This window comes from Streptomyces ficellus, from assembly GCF_009739905.1.
Classification (GTDB): domain Bacteria; phylum Actinomycetota; class Actinomycetes; order Streptomycetales; family Streptomycetaceae; genus Streptomyces; species Streptomyces ficellus_A.
This window is the reverse complement of the sequence record NZ_CP034279.1, coordinates 2,949,597-2,966,486: the sequence shown is the minus strand read 5'-3', so window position 1 is coordinate 2,966,486 and position 16,890 is coordinate 2,949,597. Positions and strand designations below refer to the sequence as shown.

Sequence of the window (16,890 nt, the reverse complement as noted above, 5' to 3'; positions counted from 1 at the left end):
CGAAATGCTGATCCCCCGTAGGGTCAAGCACCGCAAGCAGCACCACCCCAAGCGCCGCGGTATGGCCAAGGGTGGTACGACGGTTGCGTTCGGCGAGTACGGCATCCAGGCCATGACTCCGGCGTACGTGACCAACCGCCAGATCGAGGCGGCTCGTATCGCGATGACCCGCCACATCAAGCGTGGCGGCAAGGTCTGGATCAACATCTACCCGGACCGCCCGCTGACGAAGAAGCCCGCCGAGACCCGCATGGGTTCCGGTAAGGGTTCCCCCGAGTGGTGGGTCGCGAACGTGCACCCGGGCCGGGTCATGTTCGAGCTGTCCTACCCGAACGAGAAGATTGCACGTGAGGCTCTGACTCGCGCGGCCCACAAGCTGCCGATGAAGTGCCGGATCGTCAAGCGCGAGGCAGGTGAAGCGTGATGTCGGCCGGTACCAAGGCGTCCGAGCTGCGCGAGCTGGGCAACGAGGAGCTTGTTGCCAAGCTCCGCGAGGCCAAGGAAGAGCTGTTCAACCTCCGCTTCCAGGCGGCGACCGGGCAGCTCGAGAACCACGGTCGGCTCAAGTCCGTCCGTAAGGACATCGCCCGGATCTACACCCTGATGCGCGAGCGTGAGCTGGGCATCGAGACGGTGGAGAGCGCCTGATGAGCGAGAACAACGTGACTGAAGAGAAGACCGCTCGCGGTTTCCGCAAGACCCGTGAGGGTCTGGTCGTCAGCGACAAGATGGACAAGACCGTCGTCGTCGCCGTCGAGGACCGCGTCAAGCACGCGCTGTACGGCAAGGTCATCCGCCGTACGAACAAGCTCAAGGCGCACGACGAGCAGAACGCCGCGGGTGTCGGCGACCGTGTCCTCCTGATGGAGACCCGGCCGCTGTCCGCGAGCAAGCGCTGGCGCGTCGTCGAGATCCTCGAGAAGGCCAAGTAATCGCTCGGGGGGTTTCCCCCGAGTTCGTTCCGCCAGGCTCGGCAGGGGCCGACCTCTCCGGAGGAGCCCCTGCCGGGAACCGGCAGACAATCAGGAGATAGACGTGATCCAGCAGGAGTCGCGACTGCGTGTCGCCGACAACACTGGTGCCAAGGAGATCCTTTGCATCCGTGTTCTCGGTGGTTCCGGTCGCCGCTACGCGGGCATCGGTGACGTCATCGTCGCCACCGTCAAGGACGCGATCCCCGGTGGCAACGTGAAGAAGGGTGACGTCGTCAAGGCGGTCATCGTTCGCACCGTCAAGGAGCGCCGCCGCCAGGACGGCTCGTACATCCGCTTCGACGAGAACGCCGCCGTCATTCTGAAGAACGACGGCGACCCTCGCGGCACCCGTATCTTCGGCCCCGTGGGCCGTGAGCTGCGCGAGAAGAAGTTCATGAAGATCATCTCGCTCGCGCCGGAGGTGCTGTAAGCATGAAGATCAAGAAGGGCGACCTGGTCCAGGTCATCACCGGTAAGGACAAGGGCAAGCAGGGCAAGGTCATCGCGGCCTTCCCCCGCGAGGACCGTGTCCTGGTCGAGGGTGTCAACCGGGTCAAGAAGCACACCAAGGCCGGTCAGACCGCTCGCGGTTCCCAGACCGGTGGCATCGTCACGACCGAGGCCCCCATCCACGTGAGCAACGTTCAGCTCGTCGTGGAGAAGGACGGCAACAAGGTCGTCACGCGCGTCGGTTACCGCTTCGACGACGAGGGCAACAAGATCCGCGTTGCCAAGCGGACGGGTGAGGACATCTGATGGCTACCACCACCACTCCGCGTCTCAAGACGAAGTACCGCGAGGAGATCGCGGGCAAGCTGCGTGAGGAGTTCTCGTACGAGAACGTCATGCAGGTTCCCGGCCTCGTCAAGATCGTGGTCAACATGGGTGTGGGCGACGCCGCCCGCGACTCCAAGCTGATCGAGGGTGCCATCAAGGACCTCACCACGATCACCGGTCAGAAGCCGGCCGTCACCAAGGCCCGCAAGTCCATCGCGCAGTTCAAGCTGCGTGAGGGCCAGCCGATCGGTGCCCACGTCACGCTCCGTGGCGACCGCATGTGGGAGTTCCTGGACCGCACCCTGTCGCTGGCGCTTCCGCGCATCCGCGACTTCCGCGGCCTGTCCCCCAAGCAGTTCGACGGCCGTGGCAACTACACCTTCGGTCTCACGGAGCAGGTCATGTTCCACGAGATCGACCAGGACAAGATCGACCGTGTCCGGGGTATGGACATCACCGTGGTGACCACGGCGACCAACGACGAAGAGGGCCGTGCGCTCCTCCGTCACCTCGGCTTCCCGTTCAAGGAGGCGTAAGCGAGATGGCGAAGAAGGCTCTCATCGCGAAGGCTGCCCGCAAGCCCAAGTTCGGCGTGCGCGCGTACACCCGCTGCCAGCGCTGCGGTCGTCCGCACTCCGTCTACCGCAAGTTCGGCCTGTGCCGCGTGTGCCTCCGTGAGATGGCTCACCGTGGCGAGCTGCCGGGCGTGACCAAGAGCTCCTGGTAATCCCCTTCATCAGGGATTCCGGAGTCTCTCGGTAAGCATCTGGTCGGCAGGAGCCCACACCCGCATGCCGTAGGCTTGTGGGGTTGGGCGCCTGCCGCCCGTACGACTTACTACGCCGTAGGTCCCCGCACCGCACCCGTCCCGCCCATGAGCGGGGAGAGGGATGGCGCATACAGGAAACCCCGGCGAGAGAGGCCGAAGGCCAATTCATGACCATGACTGATCCCATCGCAGACATGCTGACTCGTCTGCGTAACGCGAACTCGGCGTACCACGACTCCGTGACGATGCCGCACAGCAAGATCAAGTCTCACATCGCGGAAATCCTCCAGCAGGAGGGCTTCATCACGGGCTGGAAGGTCGAGGACGCCGAGGTCGGCAAGAACCTCGTCCTCGAGCTGAAGTTCGGTCCGAACCGTGAGCGCTCCATCGCGGGCATCAAGCGGATCTCGAAGCCCGGTCTGCGGGTTTACGCGAAGTCCACCAACCTGCCGAAGGTCCTCGGCGGTCTGGGCGTGGCGATCATCTCCACGTCCCACGGCCTCCTGACCGGCCAGCAGGCGCAGAAGAAGGGCGTGGGTGGGGAAGTCCTCGCCTACGTCTGGTAGTCGGGAACGGAGGAAAAGCCAATGTCGCGTATCGGCAAGCTCCCCATCACGGTTCCCGCCGGCGTGGACGTCACCATCGAGGGCCGCACGGTCACGGTGAAGGGTTCCAAGGGCACCCTGAGCCACACCGTCGCCGCGCCGATCGAGATCGTTAAGGGCGAGGACGGCGTTCTCAACGTCACCCGTCCGAACGACGAGCGTCAGAACAAGGCCCTTCACGGCCTGTCCCGCACGCTGGTGGCCAACATGATCACCGGTGTGACCAAGGGGTACACGAAGGCGCTCGAGATCAGCGGTGTCGGTTACCGCGTGGCCGCGAAGGGCTCCAACCTGGAGTTCCAGCTCGGCTACAGCCACCCGATCCTGGTGGAGGCCCCCGAGGGGATCTCCTTCAAGGTCGAGTCGCCGACCAAGTTCTCGGTCGAGGGCATCGACAAGCAGAAGGTCGGCGAGGTCGCCGCGAACATCCGCAAGCTTCGCAAGCCCGACCCCTACAAGGCCAAGGGCGTGAAGTACGCGGGTGAGGTCATCCGCCGCAAGGTCGGAAAGGCTGGTAAGTAAGCCATGGCATACGGCGTGAAGATTGCCAAGGGCAAGGCCTACAAGGGCGCTGCTCTGAAGCGTCGCCACATCCGCATCCGCAAGAAGATCGCGGGTACGACCGAGCGTCCGCGCCTGGTCGTCACGCGTTCCAACCGCGGCATCACCGCTCAGGTCATCGACGACATCGCGGGTCACACCCTCGCGTCGGCGTCCACCCTGGACGCGTCCATCCGCGGCGGCGAAGGCGACAAGTCGGCTAAGGCGAAGCAGGTCGGCCAGCTCGTGGCCGAGCGTGCCAAGGCTGCCGGCATCGAGGCTGTCGTGTTCGACCGTGGCGGCAACCAGTACGCCGGGCGCATCGCCGCCCTGGCGGACGCCGCCCGCGAAGCCGGGCTCAAGTTCTGAGCCGGTTCCGTAGCTCAGCGGAAAACGAAGAGAGGTAATTCCAATGGCTGGACCCCAGCGCCGCGGAAGCGGTGCCGGTGGCGGCGAGCGGCGGGACCGGAAGGGCCGTGACGGCGGCGCTGCTGCCGCCGAGAAGACCGCGTACGTTGAGCGCGTTGTCGCGATCAACCGCGTCGCCAAGGTTGTGAAGGGTGGTCGTCGCTTCAGCTTCACCGCGCTGGTCGTGGTGGGCGACGGTGACGGCACCGTGGGTGTCGGTTACGGCAAGGCCAAGGAGGTGCCGGCCGCCATCGCCAAGGGTGTGGAGGAGGCCAAGAAGCACTTCTTCAAGGTCCCCCGTATCCAGGGCACCATCCCGCACCCCATCCAGGGTGAGAAGGCCGCGGGCGTCGTCCTGCTCAAGCCTGCTTCCCCCGGTACCGGTGTGATCGCCGGTGGCCCGGTGCGCGCCGTTCTCGAGTGCGCCGGCGTCCACGACATCCTGTCGAAGTCCCTGGGCTCCGACAACGCGATCAACATCGTGCACGCGACCGTGGCGGCCCTCCAGGGTCTGCAGCGTCCCGAGGAGATCGCGGCCCGCCGTGGTCTGCCCCTCGAGGACGTCGCCCCCGCGGCTCTCCTGCGTGCGCGTGCAGGGGCGGGTGCGTAATGGCTCGCCTCAAGGTCACGCAGACGAAGTCGTACATCGGCAGCAAGCAGAACCACCGCGACACCCTGCGTTCCCTGGGCCTCAAGCGCCTGGGTGACGTGGTCGTCAAGGAGGACCGCCCCGAGTTCCGCGGAATGGTGCACACCGTCCGCCACCTCGTGACGGTCGAGGAGGTCGACTGACATGGCGGAGCAGAACCCGCTGAAGGTCCACAACCTCCGTCCCGCCCCGGGCGCCAAGACCGCCAAGACCCGTGTGGGTCGTGGTGAGGCGTCGAAGGGTAAGACGGCCGGTCGTGGTACCAAGGGCACCAAGGCCCGTTACCAGGTTCCGGAGCGCTTCGAGGGTGGGCAGATGCCCCTCCACATGCGTCTCCCGAAGCTGAAGGGCTTCAAGAACCCGTTCCGCACCGAGTACCAGGTCGTGAACCTGGACAAGCTCGCGGCCCTGTACCCGCAGGGTGGCGAGGTCACCGTTGCCGACCTGGTCGACAAGGGTGCCGTGCGCAAGAACAGCCTCGTCAAGGTCCTGGGCCAGGGCGAGATCTCCGTGGCGCTGCAGGTGACGGTCGACGCCGTCTCCGGCTCCGCCAAGGAGAAGATCACCGCCGCCGGCGGCACCGTCACCGAGCTCGTCTGAGCCTCGTCCTGACGGACACCGAACGGCAGAGAGCCTGGCCGGCGCCCCTCGTGGGCGTCGGCCAGGCTCTTTTTCGCCATGTCCGCCCTCGTCGTCCGCGCCGTCGTCCGCCCGTCGTCCGTTCCGTCGCCGCACGGCGTCTTTCGGACATCTTCACGAAGGCGCCACACGGTCCGGCATCAACTGCGGCCCTCGGTCGTTGCCCTGGGTGGGGGACCGGGTGACCGGTCGCCAAGGAGGGATCGGCCTTACCCGTGGTTGACGTGCCTCAGCGACGTTTCACGCGGGCGTGACGGCCGGGTATGGTAGCCGCTGTTAGTGTCCCGGCAGTCTGCCCCCGTGGCGTAAGGCTGCCGTGTTTGTATCTACTCACTTACCAAACCGTCACCCTCACGCGCGTAACGCGGGGGTCGCAGGAGGCACCGTGCTCACCGCGTTCGCCCGGGCGTTCAAGACGCCCGACCTGCGCAAGAAGCTGCTCTTCACGCTGGGCATCATCGTGATCTACCGGCTCGGGGCCCACATCCCCGTCCCCGGTGTCGACTACCAGTCCGTCCAGCAGTGCGTGGACGAGGCCAGCAAGGGCGGCAACAGCCTGCTGGGCCTGGTGAACCTGTTCAGCGGCGGGGCGCTTCTGCAGATCACCATCTTCGCGCTCGGCATCATGCCGTACATCACGGCGAGCATCATCCTGCAGCTGCTGACCGTCGTCATCCCGCGTCTGGAAGCCCTCAAGAAGGAGGGCCAGGCGGGTACGGCCAAGATCACGCAGTACACGCGGTACCTGACGATCGCCCTCGCGATCCTCCAGGGCACCGGCCTCGTGGCGACCGCCCGCACCGGCGCGCTGTTCAGCGGCTGCACGGTGGCCGGCCAGGTCGTCCCGGACCGCTCGATCTTCGTCACCATCCTGATGGTCATCACCATGACCGCGGGCACCGCCGTCGTCATGTGGCTCGGTGAGCTCGTCACCGACCGCGGCATCGGCAACGGCATGTCGATCCTGATGTTCATCTCGATCGCCGCCGGCTTCCCGGGCGCCCTGTGGGCCATCAAGGTCAGCGGCAAGCTCGCGCAGGGCTGGATCGAGTTCGGCACGGTCATCCTGATCGGCTTCGTGATGGTGGCCCTGGTGGTCTTCGTCGAGCAGGCCCAGCGCCGCATCCCGGTGCAGTACGCGAAGCGCATGATCGGCCGCAGGTCCTACGGCGGTACGTCCACGTACATCCCGCTCAAGGTGAACCAGGCAGGTGTGATTCCTGTCATCTTCGCCTCGTCGCTGCTCTACATCCCGGCCCTGATCGCGCAGTTCTCCAGCGGCACCTCCGGCTGGAAGACCTGGATCGAAGCCCACTTCGTCAAGGGTGACCACCCCTACTACATCACCGTCTACTTCCTGTTGATCGTCTTCTTCGCCTTCTTCTATGTGGCGATCTCGTTCAACCCCGAGGAAGTCGCGGACAACATGAAGAAGTATGGTGGCTTCATCCCGGGTATCCGGGCTGGTCGACCTACTGCTGAGTACTTGAGCTACGTGCTCAACCGGATCACCTGGCCGGGCTCGCTGTATCTGGGTCTGATCGCTCTTGTGCCGACGATGGCGTTGGCAGGCTTCGGTGGCGCCAATGCCAACTTCCCGTTCGGCGGGACGAGCATCCTCATCATCGTGGGTGTGGGGCTGGAGACCGTGAAGCAGATCGAGAGCCAGCTCCAGCAGCGCAATTACGAAGGGTTCCTCCGCTGATGCGAATCGTCCTCGTCGGACCGCCCGGTGCGGGCAAGGGAACGCAGGCCGCGTTCCTTGCCAAGAACCTGTCGATCCCGCACATCTCCACGGGCGACCTGTTCCGAGCCAACATCAGCCAGGGCACGGAGCTGGGGCTGAAGGCCAAGTCCTACATGGACGCCGGCGAGCTGGTGCCCGACGAGGTCACCATCGGCATGGCCAAGGACCGCATGGAGCACCCGGACGCCGTGAACGGCTTCCTGCTGGACGGCTTCCCCCGGAACGTGTCGCAGGCCGAGGCGCTCGACGTCATGCTCCGGGCCGGGAACATGAAGCTCGACGCGGTGCTCGACCTGGAGGTCCCCGAGGACGAGGTCGTGAAGCGGATCGCCGGCCGCCGGCTGTGCCGCAACAACGACAAGCACGTCTTCCACGTGACCTACACCCCGCCGAAGACCGAGGGCGTCTGCGACGTGTGCGGCGGCGAGCTGTACCAGCGCGGTGACGACTCCGAGGAGACGGTCCGCAGGCGGCTCGAGGTCTACCACACGCAGACCGAGCCGATCATCGACTACTACAAGGCCCAGGGCCTGGTGGTCACCATCTCCGCGCTCGGCAAGGTCGACGAGGTGACCGGCCGCGCGATGGCGGCGCTGCGGGGCGAGCAGGCCGCGTAGTACCCCGCCGGCTTCCGTACGACGGCCGCGGTGCCCTTCGGGGCGCCGCGGCCGCTGTCGTACCGCCGTATCGTTGTGAGGTCACCCCGTACTCCCTTGGAAAGGCGTCAGCCGTCATGGTGCAGATCAAGACTCCCGAGCAGATCGCGAAGATGCGCGAGGCGGGGCTGGTCGTCGCCGCCATCCACGCGGCGACGCGCGAGGCCGCGGTGCCGGGCGCGACGACGAAGGACCTGGACGAGGTCGCGCGGAAGGTGATCGCCGACCACGGGGCGAAGTCGAACTTCCTGGGGTACGGCGGCTTCCCCGCCACGATCTGCACGTCGGTGAACGAGGTCGTCGTCCACGGCATCCCCAGCGACGACGTCGTCCTGAAGGACGGCGACATCATCTCCATCGACTGCGGCGCGATCGTCGACGGCTGGCACGGTGACGCCGCCTACACGGCGTTCGTGGGCTCCGGTCACGCCCCGGAGCTGATCGAGCTCTCCCGGGTGACCGAGGAGTCGATGTGGGCGGGCATCGCCGCGATGCGCAACGGCAACCGGCTGATGGACATCTCCAGGGCGATCGAGTCCTACATCCGCCGCCAGCCGCGCCCGTCGACGGGCGAGCACAGCCTGGGCAAGTTCGGGATCATCGAGGACTACGGCGGCCACGGCATCGGCACCGAGATGCACATGGACCCGCACCTGCTGAACTACGTCACCCGCAAGCGCGGCAAGGGCCCCAAGCTGGTGCCCGGCTTCTGCCTGGCGATCGAGCCGATGGTGTCGCTCGGCACCCCGCGCACGGAGGTGCTGGAGGACGACTGGACCGTCATCACGACGGACGGCACCTGGTCCTCCCACTGGGAGCACTCGGTCGCCCTCACCGAGGAGGGCCCCCTGGTCCTCACGTCCCCCGACGGCGGCAAGGCGAAGCTCGCCGAGCTGGGCGTCACGGCAGCCCCGGACCCGCTGGCCTGACGGCAGCCGTCGGCGGCCGGGCCGGGGCCGGGGGTGTGCTTCCGCGCGCGGGGGTAACGATCACCGGCGGTGGGCAAGCTACCGGATTCGTGTTTTCCAGGGGCCTGACGTAGACTGATGCGTCGGCTCTCGTGTACCCGTGTGTCCGCACGCGGTGAGCGGGAGTCGATCAAGGTAGCCGATTCGAAGGGCGAAGCGTGGCCAAGAAGCAAGGTGCCATCGAAATTGAGGGCACCGTGATCGAGTCCCTGCCGAACGCCATGTTCAAGGTGGAGCTCCAGAACGGTCACAAGGTCCTCGCGCACATCTCCGGCAAGATGCGGATGCACTACATCCGTATCCTCCCGGACGACCGGGTCGTCGTGGAGCTGTCTCCGTACGACCTGACGCGTGGCCGGATCGTCTACCGATACAAGTAGATCTTGTCGCGCCCCGTCCGCGGGGTGGTGGCACTGACCCGGAGAACCTCACATCCCATGAAGGTCAAGCCGAGCGTCAAGAAGATCTGCGACAAGTGCAAGGTGATCCGCCGTCACGGCCGGGTCATGGTCATCTGCGACAACCTGCGCCACAAGCAGCGCCAGGGCTGACGCACGCCGACCTGCACCTGAAGCAGTTCTTCGCGCGACGCGAGCAAATTCGTACATACGCAGAGCCCGCCCAGCCCGCAAGGGTCGGCGGCACCTCCGGCGGGGGCCGGGGACCCGATTCGTACCTCATACGGCGGTCGGGAGCGGCTTTGCGGAAGACCCCCGAACACACAGGAGCCATTGAATGGCACGCGTTTCCGGTGTTGACATCCCGCGCGAAAAGCGTGTGGAGATCGCACTCACCTACGTCTTCGGTATCGGGCGTACCCGTTCCAAGGAGATTCTCGCCTCCACCGGCGTGAACCCCAACACCCGCGTTCGTGACCTGTCCGAGGAGGACCTGGTCAAGATCCGCGAGTACGTGGACGCCAACCTCCGGACCGAGGGTGACCTCCGCCGCGAGATCCAGGGCGACATCCGCCGCAAGATCGAGATCCAGTGCTACCAGGGCATCCGCCACCGTCGTGGCCTGCCCGTGCACGGTCAGCGCACCAGCACGAACGCTCGTACCCGCAAGGGCCCGCGTCGCGCCATCGCCGGTAAGAAGAAGCCGGGCAAGAAGTAGTCCTCAGCGGACGCTTGATCAAGCGGTCTTCGCTGTAGGACCGACCACCTCCCGTAGGAGTTATAGATGCCCCCCAAGGGTCGTCAGGGCGCTGCCAAGAAGGTGCGCCGCAAGGAAAAGAAGAACGTCGCTCACGGGCACGCCCACATCAAGAGCACGTTCAACAACACGATCGTCTCGATCACGGACCCCTCGGGCAACGTGATCTCCTGGGCCTCCGCCGGCCACGTCGGCTTCAAGGGCTCGCGCAAGTCCACCCCCTTCGCCGCGCAGATGGCCGCCGAGTCGGCCGCCCGCCGCGCGCAGGAGCACGGCATGCGCAAGGTCGACGTCTTCGTCAAGGGTCCCGGCTCCGGCCGTGAGACCGCGATCCGCTCCCTCCAGGCCACCGGCCTCGAGGTGGGTTCGATCCAGGACGTCACCCCCACCCCGCACAACGGCTGCCGTCCGCCGAAGCGCCGCCGCGTCTGACGCACGGCTGCTGACGGGCGGGTCGGCGGTCTGCTGGGGGTCCGGGGGTCGTCCCCCGGGAATTCGCAGCACGGCTGCCGTCCGCCGAAGCGCCGCCGCGTCTGACGCACGGTTGCTCGCGCACGGAATCGGGCGGTACGGCTCTTCGGGGGCGTGCCGCCCGTACCCTTGCAGTACCAGAGGACGTCAAATAGCGGGCGTCCACGACTGAAGGAAACACACCATGCTTATCGCTCAGCGTCCCTCGCTGACCGAAGAGGTCGTCGACGAGTACCGCTCGCGGTTCGTCATCGAGCCCCTGGAGCCGGGCTTCGGCTACACGCTCGGCAACTCCCTCCGCCGTACGCTCCTCTCCTCGATCCCGGGTGCGGCCGTCACGTCCATCCGCATCGACGGCGTCCTGCACGAGTTCACCACCGTGCCGGGCGTCAAGGAGGACGTCACCGACCTCATCCTCAACATCAAGCAGCTGGTCGTCTCCTCGGAGCACGACGAGCCGGTCGTGATGTACCTGCGCAAGCAGGGCCCCGGCCTGGTCACCGCCGCCGACATCGCCCCGCCGGCCGGTGTCGAGGTGCACAACCCCGACCTGGTGCTCGCCACGCTGAACGGCAAGGGCAAGCTGGAGATGGAGCTGACCGTCGAGCGCGGTCGCGGCTACGTCTCCGCCGTCCAGAACAAGCAGGTGGGCCAGGAGATCGGCCGTATCCCGGTCGACTCCATCTACTCGCCGGTGCTCAAGGTCACGTACAAGGTCGAGGCGACCCGTGTCGAGCAGCGCACCGACTTCGACAAGCTGATCGTCGACGTCGAGACCAAGCAGGCCATGCGCCCGCGCGACGCCATGGCGTCGGCCGGCAAGACCCTGGTCGAGCTGTTCGGCCTGGCCCGCGAGCTCAACATCGACGCCGAGGGCATCGACATGGGCCCGTCCCCGACGGACGCCGCCCTGGCCGCCGACCTGGCGCTGCCGATCGAGGAGCTCGAGCTCACCGTTCGTTCGTACAACTGCCTCAAGCGCGAGGGCATCCACTCCGTGGGTGAGCTCGTGGCGCGCTCCGAGGCCGACCTGCTCGACATCCGCAACTTCGGTGCGAAGTCGATCGACGAGGTCAAGGCGAAGCTGGCCGGCATGGGCCTGGCCCTGAAGGACAGCCCGCCCGGATTCGACCCGACCGCCGCCGCCGACGCCTTCGGCGCCGACGACGACGCGGACGCGGGCTTCGTCGAGACCGAGCAGTACTGATTGCTGCCCGCAGGCGACCGCCTGCGGGGCCCTGACCCCGGTACCTGACACGGCCGGGGCAGATCACAAGGAGAAACACCATGCCGAAGCCCGCCAAGGGTGCCCGTCTGGGCGGCAGCGCCGCGCACGAGAAGCTGCTCCTCGCGAACCTCGCGAAGTCGCTCTTCGAGCACGGCCGCATCACCACGACCGAGGCCAAGGCCCGCCGCCTGCGTCCGGTCGCCGAGCGCCTGATCACCAAGGCGAAGAAGGGCGACATCCACAACCGTCGCCTGGTGCTGCAGACGATCACGGACAAGGGCATCGTCCACACGCTCTTCACCGAGATCGCTCCGCGCTACGCCGAGCGCCCGGGTGGCTACACCCGCATCACGAAGATCGGCAACCGTCGTGGCGACAACGCCCCGATGGCCGTGATCGAGCTGGTCGAGGGCGAGATCGCCAAGAAGGCGACCGTCGCCGAGGCCGAGGCCGCCACCAAGCGCGCCGTCAAGGAGTCCGACGAGGCCGCCAAGGCCGAGGACACCAAGGCCGACGAGGCTCCGGCCGAAGAGTCCAAGGACGCCTGAACCGCGTTCTGAAGGCTGTACGGACGGGCCCGTCCCCCTCGCGGGGGGCGGGCCCGTTCGGCGTGAGAGGCCACTTGAGAGGATGGGTCGCGTGAGCGATGAGGTGGAGCCCGGTTTCGTACGGGTGCGGCTGGACCTGTCGTACGACGGCAAGGACTTCCACGGCTGGGCCAAGCAGGCCGGCGGGCAGCGGACCGTGCAGGGCGACATCGAGGACGCGCTGCGCACGGTGACGCGGTCGTCCGAGACGTACGAGCTGACCGTCGCCGGGCGGACCGACGCGGGCGTCCACGCGCGCGGCCAGGTCGCGCACGTCGACCTGCCGGAGGCGGTGTGGGCCGAGCACCGGGACAAGCTGCTGCGGCGGCTGGCCGGGCGGCTGGCGCACGACGTGCGGGTGTGGCGGGTCGAGGAGGCGCCCAGCGGGTTCAACGCCCGGTTCTCGGCGATCTGGCGCCGCTACGCGTACCGCGTGACCGACACCCCCGGCGGCGTCGACCCGCTGCTGCGCGGGCACATCCTGTGGCACGACTGGCCGCTGGACGTCGACGCCATGAACGCCGCCGCCGAGGCCCTGGTGGGCGAGCACGACTTCGCCGCGTACTGCAAGAAGCGCGAGGGCGCCACGACGATCCGCACCCTCCAGGAGCTGCGCTGGGAGCGGCTGCCCTCCGGCGTGCTGGAGGCCACCGTCAAGGCGGACGCCTTCTGCCACAACATGGTCCGCTCGCTGGTCGGCGCGCTGCTGTTCGTCGGTGACGGGCACCGGCCGGCGGACTGGCCGGGCAAGGTGCTGGCGGCGGGCGTGCGGGACTCGGCCGTCCACGTCGTACGGCCGCACGGGCTCACGCTGGAGGAGGTCGGCTACCCGGCCGACGAGCTGCTGGCCGCCCGGAACCTGGAGGCCCGCAACAAGCGGTCACTGCCCTCCGGCGGCCGGAGCGGTGGCTGCTGCTGAGGCCTGGGTGCGGCCGCGGGCGTAGATCTGGTTGAAGGTGAAGGCCGCGAGGTCGTCGCTGGCCTTGTAGACCGCCTTCTCGCCCGTGGTGACCTTCTTGCCGCTGGTGAAGCCCGCCTGGGTGAAGTAGGCGTACCGGCCGAGCGTGTTCGTGCGGCGCAGGCACACGGTCTGGGACTGGCAGAAGCCCTTGACGCCGGACCCGGCGAGCGGGACGACGCTCCCCACCGCCTGCTCCTTGGCCTTCAGGGCGGCCGCCTCGGTGTCGAAGAGCGCGACGCCCACCGTGACGGCGACGCCGTCCCGTTCGTACGTGGCGCGGATCACGCGCGTGCAGCCGTTGCGCTCCAGGACCGCGCCGAGGCCGTCCTCGGCGGCGGAGCCGCAGTCGGTGGTGGAAGCGGTGGCGCCCTTGCGGTGGACGCGGTCGCCCATGGTGAGCTTCTTGCCGGGGAAGAGGGTGTCCGGGCCGATCGGCGCCTTGTCCTTGGCGGCGCTGGAGATGAAGTCCATCGGGTCCGGCGGCGGCGGGGGCGCCACCGAGGAGAACGACGGCTGCGGCTTGGCGGTGTCCGTGGGTAGCTCCGGGGCGGCGCTGGTGGTGTCCGCCAGGTTGGCGCCGTCGTCGCCCTTCTTGTTGGCGGACACGATGGCCGTCGCGATCAGGGTGCCCACCAGTGCGGTCGCCAGCGCGGCGCCTCCGATCAGCAGCAGGCGCTTACGGCGCGTACGGGCGGCCGAGGCCTCCGCGAGGGCGCTCCAGTCCGGCGTCTGCGCCGTCGGCTGCTGGTGCTGCTGGTACGGATCGTGCGGCTGCTGCGGCCACTGGGGTCCCCCAAAGCTCATGCCGCGCATCCTAAACCGGTTGGGGCGGGGCCCGGCCCCCGGCGACAATGCGGTCATGGGACATGTAGAGGTCGCGCACGTCGAGTACTTCCTGCCGGACGGGCGGGCGCTGCTCGGTGATGTGTCGTTCCGGGTGGGCGAGGGCGCGGTCGTGGCGCTCGTCGGCGCCAACGGGGCCGGCAAGACGACGCTGCTGCGGCTGATCTCGGGGGACCTCCAGCCGCACGGCGGGACGGTGACCGTCTCGGGCGGCCTCGGTGTGATGCCGCAGTTCGTCGGGTCGGTACGGGACGAGCGGAGCGTGCGGGACCTGCTGGTGTCGGTCGCGCCGGCCCGGATCCGGGAGGCGGCGGCCGCGGTGGACGCGGCCGAGCACCTGATCATGACCGTGGACGACGAGGCCGCGCAGATGGCGTACGCGCAGGCGCTGAGCGACTGGGCGGAGGCGCGGGGGTACGAGGCCGAGACGGTCTGGGACATGTGCACCATGGCCGCGCTGGGCGTGCCGTACGAGAAGGCGCAGTTCCGCGAGGTGCGCACGCTCAGCGGGGGTGAGCAGAAGCGGCTGGTGCTGGAGGCGCTGCTGCGCGGCCCGGAGGAGGTCCTGCTGCTGGACGAGCCGGACAACTATCTGGACGTCCCCGGCAAGCGGTGGCTGGAGGAGCGGCTGGGCGAGACCCGCAAGACGGTCCTGTTCGTGTCGCACGACCGGGAGCTGCTGGCCCGGGCGGCGGAGAAGATCGTCGCCGTGGAGCCCGGCCCCGCCGGGTCGGACGTGTGGGTGCACGGCGGTGGCTTCGCCACCTTCCACGAGGCCCGCCGGGAGCGGTTCGCCCGCTTCGAGGAGCTGAAGCGCCGGTGGGAGGAGAAGCACGCCCAGCTCAAGAAGCTGGTGGTGAACCTGCGGCAGGCGGCGTCGGTCAGCCACGAGATGGCGTCGCGGTACGCGGCGGCCCAGACGCGGCTGCGGAAGTTCGAGGAGGCCGGCCCGCCGCCGGAGCCGCCGCGCGAGCAGGACATCCGGATGCGGCTGCGGGGCGGCCGGACCGGGGTGCGGGCGGTGACGTGCGCCGGGCTGGAGCTGGCCGGGCTGATGAAGCCGTTCGACCTGGAGGTCTTCTACGGGGAGCGCGTCGCGGTCCTCGGGTCGAACGGGTCGGGCAAGTCGCACTTCCTGCGGCTGCTGGCGGGCGACGCGTCGGTGGCGTACACCGGGTCGTTCAAGCTGGGCGCGCGGGTGGTGCCCGGGCACTTCGCGCAGACCCACGCGCACCCCGAGCTGCTGGGCCGGACGCTGGTGGACATCTTGTGGACCGAGCACGCCAGGGACCGGGGAGGGGCGATGTCGGTGCTGCGGCGGTACGAGCTGGAGCGCCAGGGCGACCAGGTCTTCGACCGGCTCTCGGGCGGGCAGCAGGCCCGGTTCCAGATCCTGCTGCTGGAGCTGGCGGGCACCACCGCGCTGCTGCTGGACGAGCCGACGGACAACCTGGACCTGGAGTCGGCGGAGGCGCTCCAGGTGGGGCTGGAGGCGTACGAGGGGACGGTGCTGGCGGTCACGCACGACCGCTGGTTCGCCCGCGCCTTCGACCGCTACCTGGTCTTCGGCTCGGACGGCGTGGTGCGCGAGACGCCGGAGCCGGTGTGGGACGAGCGGCGGGTGGAGCGGGCCCGCTGACCGGTGCCGGCGGCGTTTTGACCCGTCGGGGGCGGCGCGGGTACTGTTGCCGTTTGTTATGCGTATCGGCTTCGTCGTTCTCACGCGAAGAGCCCTTACGCAAGTTCCCTGGAGCAGTTACCAGTGGCTCGCATACGGGCGGTGTTCCCGGCAGTGCAGGCCCCAGCTGCATGATCGCTTCAGGTGTGTCTGGACTCCATCCACTGAAGAAGCGAAGGCTACGAAGTGCGTACGTACAGCCCCAAGCCCGGCGATGTCACTCGCCAGTGGCACATCATCGACGCGCAGGACGTTGTCCTGGGTCGTCTGGCGACGACGGCTGCGAACCTCCTCCGGGGTAAGCACAAGCCCGTCTACGCGCCCCACATGGACATGGGCGACTTCGTCATCATCATCAATGCTGACAAGGTCCACCTGTCCGGCAACAAGCGGACCCAGAAGATGGCCTACCGCCACTCCGGCTACCCGGGTGGTCTGCGCTCCGTCCGTTACGACGAGCTGCTGGACAAGAACCCCGAGAAGGCCGTCGAGAAGGCCATCAAGGGCATGATCCCCAAGAACTCCCTCGGCCGTCAGATGCTCTCGAAGCTGAAGGTCTACGCGGGCGAGAACCACCCGCACGCTGCCCAGCAGCCGGTCCCGTTCGAGATCACCCAGGTCGCGCAGTAGTTCCGGCCACACCCCCTAAGAACGAAAGAAATCTGAGGAGCATCGTGGCCGAGACCACTGTTGAGAACCCCATCGAGGGCGAGGAGACCTACGCCGAGGTCACCACCTTCGAGTCCGAGGTCCCCGTCGAGGGCGAGTACACCTCGGAGTCCCTCGCGTCCCGCTTCGGCGAGCCGCAGCCGGCCGCCGGCCTGGGCCGCCGCAAGAACGCCATCGCCCGCGTCCGGATCGTCCCGGGCACCGGCAAGTGGAAGATCAACGGTCGCACCCTCGAGGACTACTTCCCGAACAAGGTGCACCAGCAGGAAGTCAACGAGCCCTTCAAGGTGCTCGAGCTCGACAACCGCTACGACGTCATCGCCCGCATCTCGGGTGGCGGCGTCTCCGGCCAGGCCGGCGCCCTGCGCCTCGGCGTGGCCCGCGCGCTGAACGAGGCGGACGTGGACAACAACCGCGGCCCGCTGAAGAAGGCCGGCTTCCTGAGCCGCGACGACCGCGCGGTCGAGCGCAAGAAGGCCGGTCTCAAGAAGGCCCGTAAGGCCCCGCAGTACAGCAAGCGCTAATCACGCCTGCTCGGTCTGCTCGTACGTACGCCCCGGCGGCAC

General features: G+C 67.8%; 27 protein-coding genes. 26 read left to right on the top strand and 1 reads right to left on the bottom strand.

Going from position 1 to position 16,890, the window contains the following annotated elements; translation table 11 throughout:
• Positions 1-4: 4 nt before the first annotated feature.
• The 23 genes from rplP to truA all read left to right on the top strand — a co-directional run bounded on the left by rplP (position 5) and on the right by truA (position 13,092).
• On the top strand, positions 5-424 hold the full coding sequence (gene rplP / locus EIZ62_RS12855) for a 50S ribosomal protein L16 (protein WP_005313579.1): 420 nt from the start codon (positions 5-7) through the stop codon (positions 422-424).
• A complete protein-coding gene (gene rpmC, locus EIZ62_RS12850; RefSeq protein WP_031076670.1) occupies positions 424-648 on the top strand; it encodes a 50S ribosomal protein L29 in 225 nt (74 codons plus the stop codon). The genes rplP and rpmC overlap by 1 nt, the downstream gene beginning before the upstream one ends.
• Positions 648-932 carry a 30S ribosomal protein S17 gene (gene rpsQ / locus EIZ62_RS12845; RefSeq protein ID WP_156692833.1) on the top strand — a complete coding sequence of 95 codons (285 nt, stop codon included), beginning with the start codon at positions 648-650 and terminating at the stop codon, positions 930-932. Before rpmC ends, rpsQ begins: the two co-directional genes overlap by 1 nt.
• Positions 933-1,035: 103 nt before the next feature.
• Positions 1,036-1,404, top strand: coding sequence for a 50S ribosomal protein L14 (gene rplN / locus EIZ62_RS12840; RefSeq protein WP_003956455.1), 369 nt, complete (start codon positions 1,036-1,038; stop codon positions 1,402-1,404).
• A gap of 2 nt (positions 1,405-1,406) precedes the next feature.
• Positions 1,407-1,730, top strand: a complete 324-nt coding sequence (rplX, locus tag EIZ62_RS12835) for a 50S ribosomal protein L24 (RefSeq protein WP_019888758.1) — start codon at positions 1,407-1,409, stop codon at positions 1,728-1,730.
• Entirely contained in the window at positions 1,730-2,287 is a 558-nt protein-coding gene (gene rplE, locus EIZ62_RS12830; RefSeq protein WP_073753487.1) for a 50S ribosomal protein L5, read from the top strand. Before rplX ends, rplE begins: the two co-directional genes overlap by 1 nt.
• Before the next feature lie 5 nt (positions 2,288-2,292).
• Entirely contained in the window at positions 2,293-2,478 is a 186-nt protein-coding gene (locus tag EIZ62_RS12825; protein WP_003956452.1) for a type Z 30S ribosomal protein S14, read from the top strand.
• A 209-nt stretch (positions 2,479-2,687) separates the two neighbouring features.
• A complete protein-coding gene (gene rpsH / locus EIZ62_RS12815; protein ID WP_006347222.1) occupies positions 2,688-3,086 on the top strand; it encodes a 30S ribosomal protein S8 in 399 nt (132 codons plus the stop codon).
• A 21-nt stretch (positions 3,087-3,107) separates the two neighbouring features.
• On the top strand, positions 3,108-3,647 hold the full coding sequence (rplF, locus tag EIZ62_RS12810) for a 50S ribosomal protein L6 (RefSeq protein WP_156692831.1): 540 nt from the start codon (positions 3,108-3,110) through the stop codon (positions 3,645-3,647).
• Positions 3,648-3,650: 3 nt separating this feature from the next.
• Positions 3,651-4,034, top strand: coding sequence for a 50S ribosomal protein L18 (gene rplR / locus EIZ62_RS12805; RefSeq protein ID WP_031076680.1), 384 nt, complete (start codon positions 3,651-3,653; stop codon positions 4,032-4,034).
• 43 nt (positions 4,035-4,077) lie between these two features.
• Positions 4,078-4,683 carry a 30S ribosomal protein S5 gene (rpsE, locus tag EIZ62_RS12800; RefSeq protein ID WP_128554712.1) on the top strand — a complete coding sequence of 202 codons (606 nt, stop codon included), beginning with the start codon at positions 4,078-4,080 and terminating at the stop codon, positions 4,681-4,683.
• Positions 4,683-4,865, top strand: a complete 183-nt coding sequence (gene rpmD / locus EIZ62_RS12795; protein ID WP_041130781.1) for a 50S ribosomal protein L30 — start codon at positions 4,683-4,685, stop codon at positions 4,863-4,865. The genes rpsE and rpmD overlap by 1 nt, the downstream gene beginning before the upstream one ends.
• 1 nt (position 4,866) lies before the next feature.
• The gene (gene rplO, locus EIZ62_RS12790) at positions 4,867-5,322 is read left to right on the top strand and encodes a 50S ribosomal protein L15 (protein ID WP_126886732.1); all 456 of its coding nucleotides are present in this window, start codon (positions 4,867-4,869) and stop codon (positions 5,320-5,322) included.
• 424 nt (positions 5,323-5,746) lie between these two features.
• On the top strand, positions 5,747-7,066 hold the full coding sequence (gene secY, locus EIZ62_RS12785; RefSeq protein WP_156692830.1) for a preprotein translocase subunit SecY: 1,320 nt from the start codon (positions 5,747-5,749) through the stop codon (positions 7,064-7,066).
• On the top strand, positions 7,066-7,725 hold the full coding sequence (locus EIZ62_RS12780) for an adenylate kinase (RefSeq protein WP_156692829.1): 660 nt from the start codon (positions 7,066-7,068) through the stop codon (positions 7,723-7,725). Before secY ends, EIZ62_RS12780 begins: the two co-directional genes overlap by 1 nt.
• 116 nt (positions 7,726-7,841) lie before the next feature.
• Complete coding sequence (map, locus tag EIZ62_RS12775) at positions 7,842-8,693, top strand: type I methionyl aminopeptidase (RefSeq protein WP_156692828.1); 852 nt, start codon at positions 7,842-7,844, stop codon at positions 8,691-8,693.
• A gap of 197 nt (positions 8,694-8,890) precedes the next feature.
• Positions 8,891-9,112 (top strand): translation initiation factor IF-1, encoded by a 222-nt coding sequence (gene infA / locus EIZ62_RS12770; protein WP_003956442.1) that lies wholly within the window; start codon positions 8,891-8,893, stop codon positions 9,110-9,112.
• A 57-nt stretch (positions 9,113-9,169) separates the two neighbouring features.
• Positions 9,170-9,283 (top strand): 50S ribosomal protein L36, encoded by a 114-nt coding sequence (rpmJ, locus tag EIZ62_RS12765; RefSeq protein ID WP_003956441.1) that lies wholly within the window; start codon positions 9,170-9,172, stop codon positions 9,281-9,283.
• Between the two features lie 184 nt (positions 9,284-9,467).
• A complete protein-coding gene (gene rpsM, locus EIZ62_RS12760; RefSeq protein ID WP_156692827.1) occupies positions 9,468-9,848 on the top strand; it encodes a 30S ribosomal protein S13 in 381 nt (126 codons plus the stop codon).
• Positions 9,849-9,914: 66 nt separating this feature from the next.
• Complete coding sequence (rpsK, locus tag EIZ62_RS12755) at positions 9,915-10,319, top strand: 30S ribosomal protein S11 (protein ID WP_003956432.1); 405 nt, start codon at positions 9,915-9,917, stop codon at positions 10,317-10,319.
• 223 nt (positions 10,320-10,542) lie between these two features.
• On the top strand, positions 10,543-11,565 hold the full coding sequence (locus tag EIZ62_RS12750; protein WP_003956430.1) for a DNA-directed RNA polymerase subunit alpha: 1,023 nt from the start codon (positions 10,543-10,545) through the stop codon (positions 11,563-11,565).
• Positions 11,566-11,645: 80 nt separating this feature from the next.
• Positions 11,646-12,134 carry a 50S ribosomal protein L17 gene (gene rplQ, locus EIZ62_RS12745; protein WP_064069940.1) on the top strand — a complete coding sequence of 163 codons (489 nt, stop codon included), beginning with the start codon at positions 11,646-11,648 and terminating at the stop codon, positions 12,132-12,134.
• Between the two features lie 91 nt (positions 12,135-12,225).
• Positions 12,226-13,092 carry a tRNA pseudouridine(38-40) synthase TruA gene (gene truA / locus EIZ62_RS12740; RefSeq protein WP_156692826.1) on the top strand — a complete coding sequence of 289 codons (867 nt, stop codon included), beginning with the start codon at positions 12,226-12,228 and terminating at the stop codon, positions 13,090-13,092.
• On the opposite strand, the gene EIZ62_RS12735 is transcribed toward truA, so the two are convergent.
• Positions 13,054-13,938 (bottom strand): hypothetical protein, encoded by an 885-nt coding sequence (locus tag EIZ62_RS12735; RefSeq protein ID WP_156692825.1) that lies wholly within the window; start codon positions 13,936-13,938, stop codon positions 13,054-13,056. The genes truA and EIZ62_RS12735 overlap by 39 nt on opposite strands.
• 55 nt (positions 13,939-13,993) lie before the next feature.
• On the opposite strand from EIZ62_RS12735, the gene EIZ62_RS12730 reads away from it, so the two are divergent.
• From EIZ62_RS12730 to rpsI, 3 genes are all read left to right on the top strand, one after another.
• A complete protein-coding gene (locus EIZ62_RS12730; protein ID WP_156692824.1) occupies positions 13,994-15,616 on the top strand; it encodes an ABC-F family ATP-binding cassette domain-containing protein in 1,623 nt (540 codons plus the stop codon).
• Between the two features lie 225 nt (positions 15,617-15,841).
• Complete coding sequence (gene rplM, locus EIZ62_RS12725) at positions 15,842-16,285, top strand: 50S ribosomal protein L13 (RefSeq protein ID WP_156692823.1); 444 nt, start codon at positions 15,842-15,844, stop codon at positions 16,283-16,285.
• 44 nt (positions 16,286-16,329) lie between these two features.
• The gene (rpsI, locus tag EIZ62_RS12720) at positions 16,330-16,848 is read left to right on the top strand and encodes a 30S ribosomal protein S9 (RefSeq protein ID WP_031076704.1); all 519 of its coding nucleotides are present in this window, start codon (positions 16,330-16,332) and stop codon (positions 16,846-16,848) included.
• Positions 16,849-16,890 lie beyond the last annotated feature (42 nt).

What these genes read in the sequence shown, in the direction of transcription:
- EIZ62_RS12750 (WP_003956430.1), top strand. Translation starts at nt 10,543, where the DNA reads ATGCTTATCGCTCAGCGTCCCTCGCTGACCGAAGAGGTCGTCGACGAG.
- rplO (WP_126886732.1), top strand. Translation starts at nt 4,867, where the DNA reads ATGGCGGAGCAGAACCCGCTGAAGGTCCACAACCTCCGTCCCGCCCCG.
- rplP (WP_005313579.1), top strand. Translation starts at nt 5, where the DNA reads ATGCTGATCCCCCGTAGGGTCAAGCACCGCAAGCAGCACCACCCCAAG.
- EIZ62_RS12730 (WP_156692824.1), top strand. Translation starts at nt 13,994, where the DNA reads ATGGGACATGTAGAGGTCGCGCACGTCGAGTACTTCCTGCCGGACGGG.
- map (WP_156692828.1), top strand. Translation starts at nt 7,842, where the DNA reads ATGGTGCAGATCAAGACTCCCGAGCAGATCGCGAAGATGCGCGAGGCG.
- EIZ62_RS12825 (WP_003956452.1), top strand. Translation starts at nt 2,293, where the DNA reads ATGGCGAAGAAGGCTCTCATCGCGAAGGCTGCCCGCAAGCCCAAGTTC.
- rpmJ (WP_003956441.1), top strand. Translation starts at nt 9,170, where the DNA reads ATGAAGGTCAAGCCGAGCGTCAAGAAGATCTGCGACAAGTGCAAGGTG.
- rplX (WP_019888758.1), top strand. Translation starts at nt 1,407, where the DNA reads ATGAAGATCAAGAAGGGCGACCTGGTCCAGGTCATCACCGGTAAGGAC.
- EIZ62_RS12735 (WP_156692825.1), bottom strand. Translation starts at nt 13,938, where the DNA reads ATGAGCTTTGGGGGACCCCAGTGGCCGCAGCAGCCGCACGATCCGTAC.
- rplF (WP_156692831.1), top strand. Translation starts at nt 3,108, where the DNA reads ATGTCGCGTATCGGCAAGCTCCCCATCACGGTTCCCGCCGGCGTGGAC.
- rpsQ (WP_156692833.1), top strand. Translation starts at nt 648, where the DNA reads ATGAGCGAGAACAACGTGACTGAAGAGAAGACCGCTCGCGGTTTCCGC.
- rpsE (WP_128554712.1), top strand. Translation starts at nt 4,078, where the DNA reads ATGGCTGGACCCCAGCGCCGCGGAAGCGGTGCCGGTGGCGGCGAGCGG.
- rplR (WP_031076680.1), top strand. Translation starts at nt 3,651, where the DNA reads ATGGCATACGGCGTGAAGATTGCCAAGGGCAAGGCCTACAAGGGCGCT.
- rpmC (WP_031076670.1), top strand. Translation starts at nt 424, where the DNA reads ATGTCGGCCGGTACCAAGGCGTCCGAGCTGCGCGAGCTGGGCAACGAG.
- rpsK (WP_003956432.1), top strand. Translation starts at nt 9,915, where the DNA reads ATGCCCCCCAAGGGTCGTCAGGGCGCTGCCAAGAAGGTGCGCCGCAAG.
- rplQ (WP_064069940.1), top strand. Translation starts at nt 11,646, where the DNA reads ATGCCGAAGCCCGCCAAGGGTGCCCGTCTGGGCGGCAGCGCCGCGCAC.
- EIZ62_RS12780 (WP_156692829.1), top strand. Translation starts at nt 7,066, where the DNA reads ATGCGAATCGTCCTCGTCGGACCGCCCGGTGCGGGCAAGGGAACGCAG.
- rpsH (WP_006347222.1), top strand. Translation starts at nt 2,688, where the DNA reads ATGACCATGACTGATCCCATCGCAGACATGCTGACTCGTCTGCGTAAC.
- rplE (WP_073753487.1), top strand. Translation starts at nt 1,730, where the DNA reads ATGGCTACCACCACCACTCCGCGTCTCAAGACGAAGTACCGCGAGGAG.
- rpmD (WP_041130781.1), top strand. Translation starts at nt 4,683, where the DNA reads ATGGCTCGCCTCAAGGTCACGCAGACGAAGTCGTACATCGGCAGCAAG.
- rpsM (WP_156692827.1), top strand. Translation starts at nt 9,468, where the DNA reads ATGGCACGCGTTTCCGGTGTTGACATCCCGCGCGAAAAGCGTGTGGAG.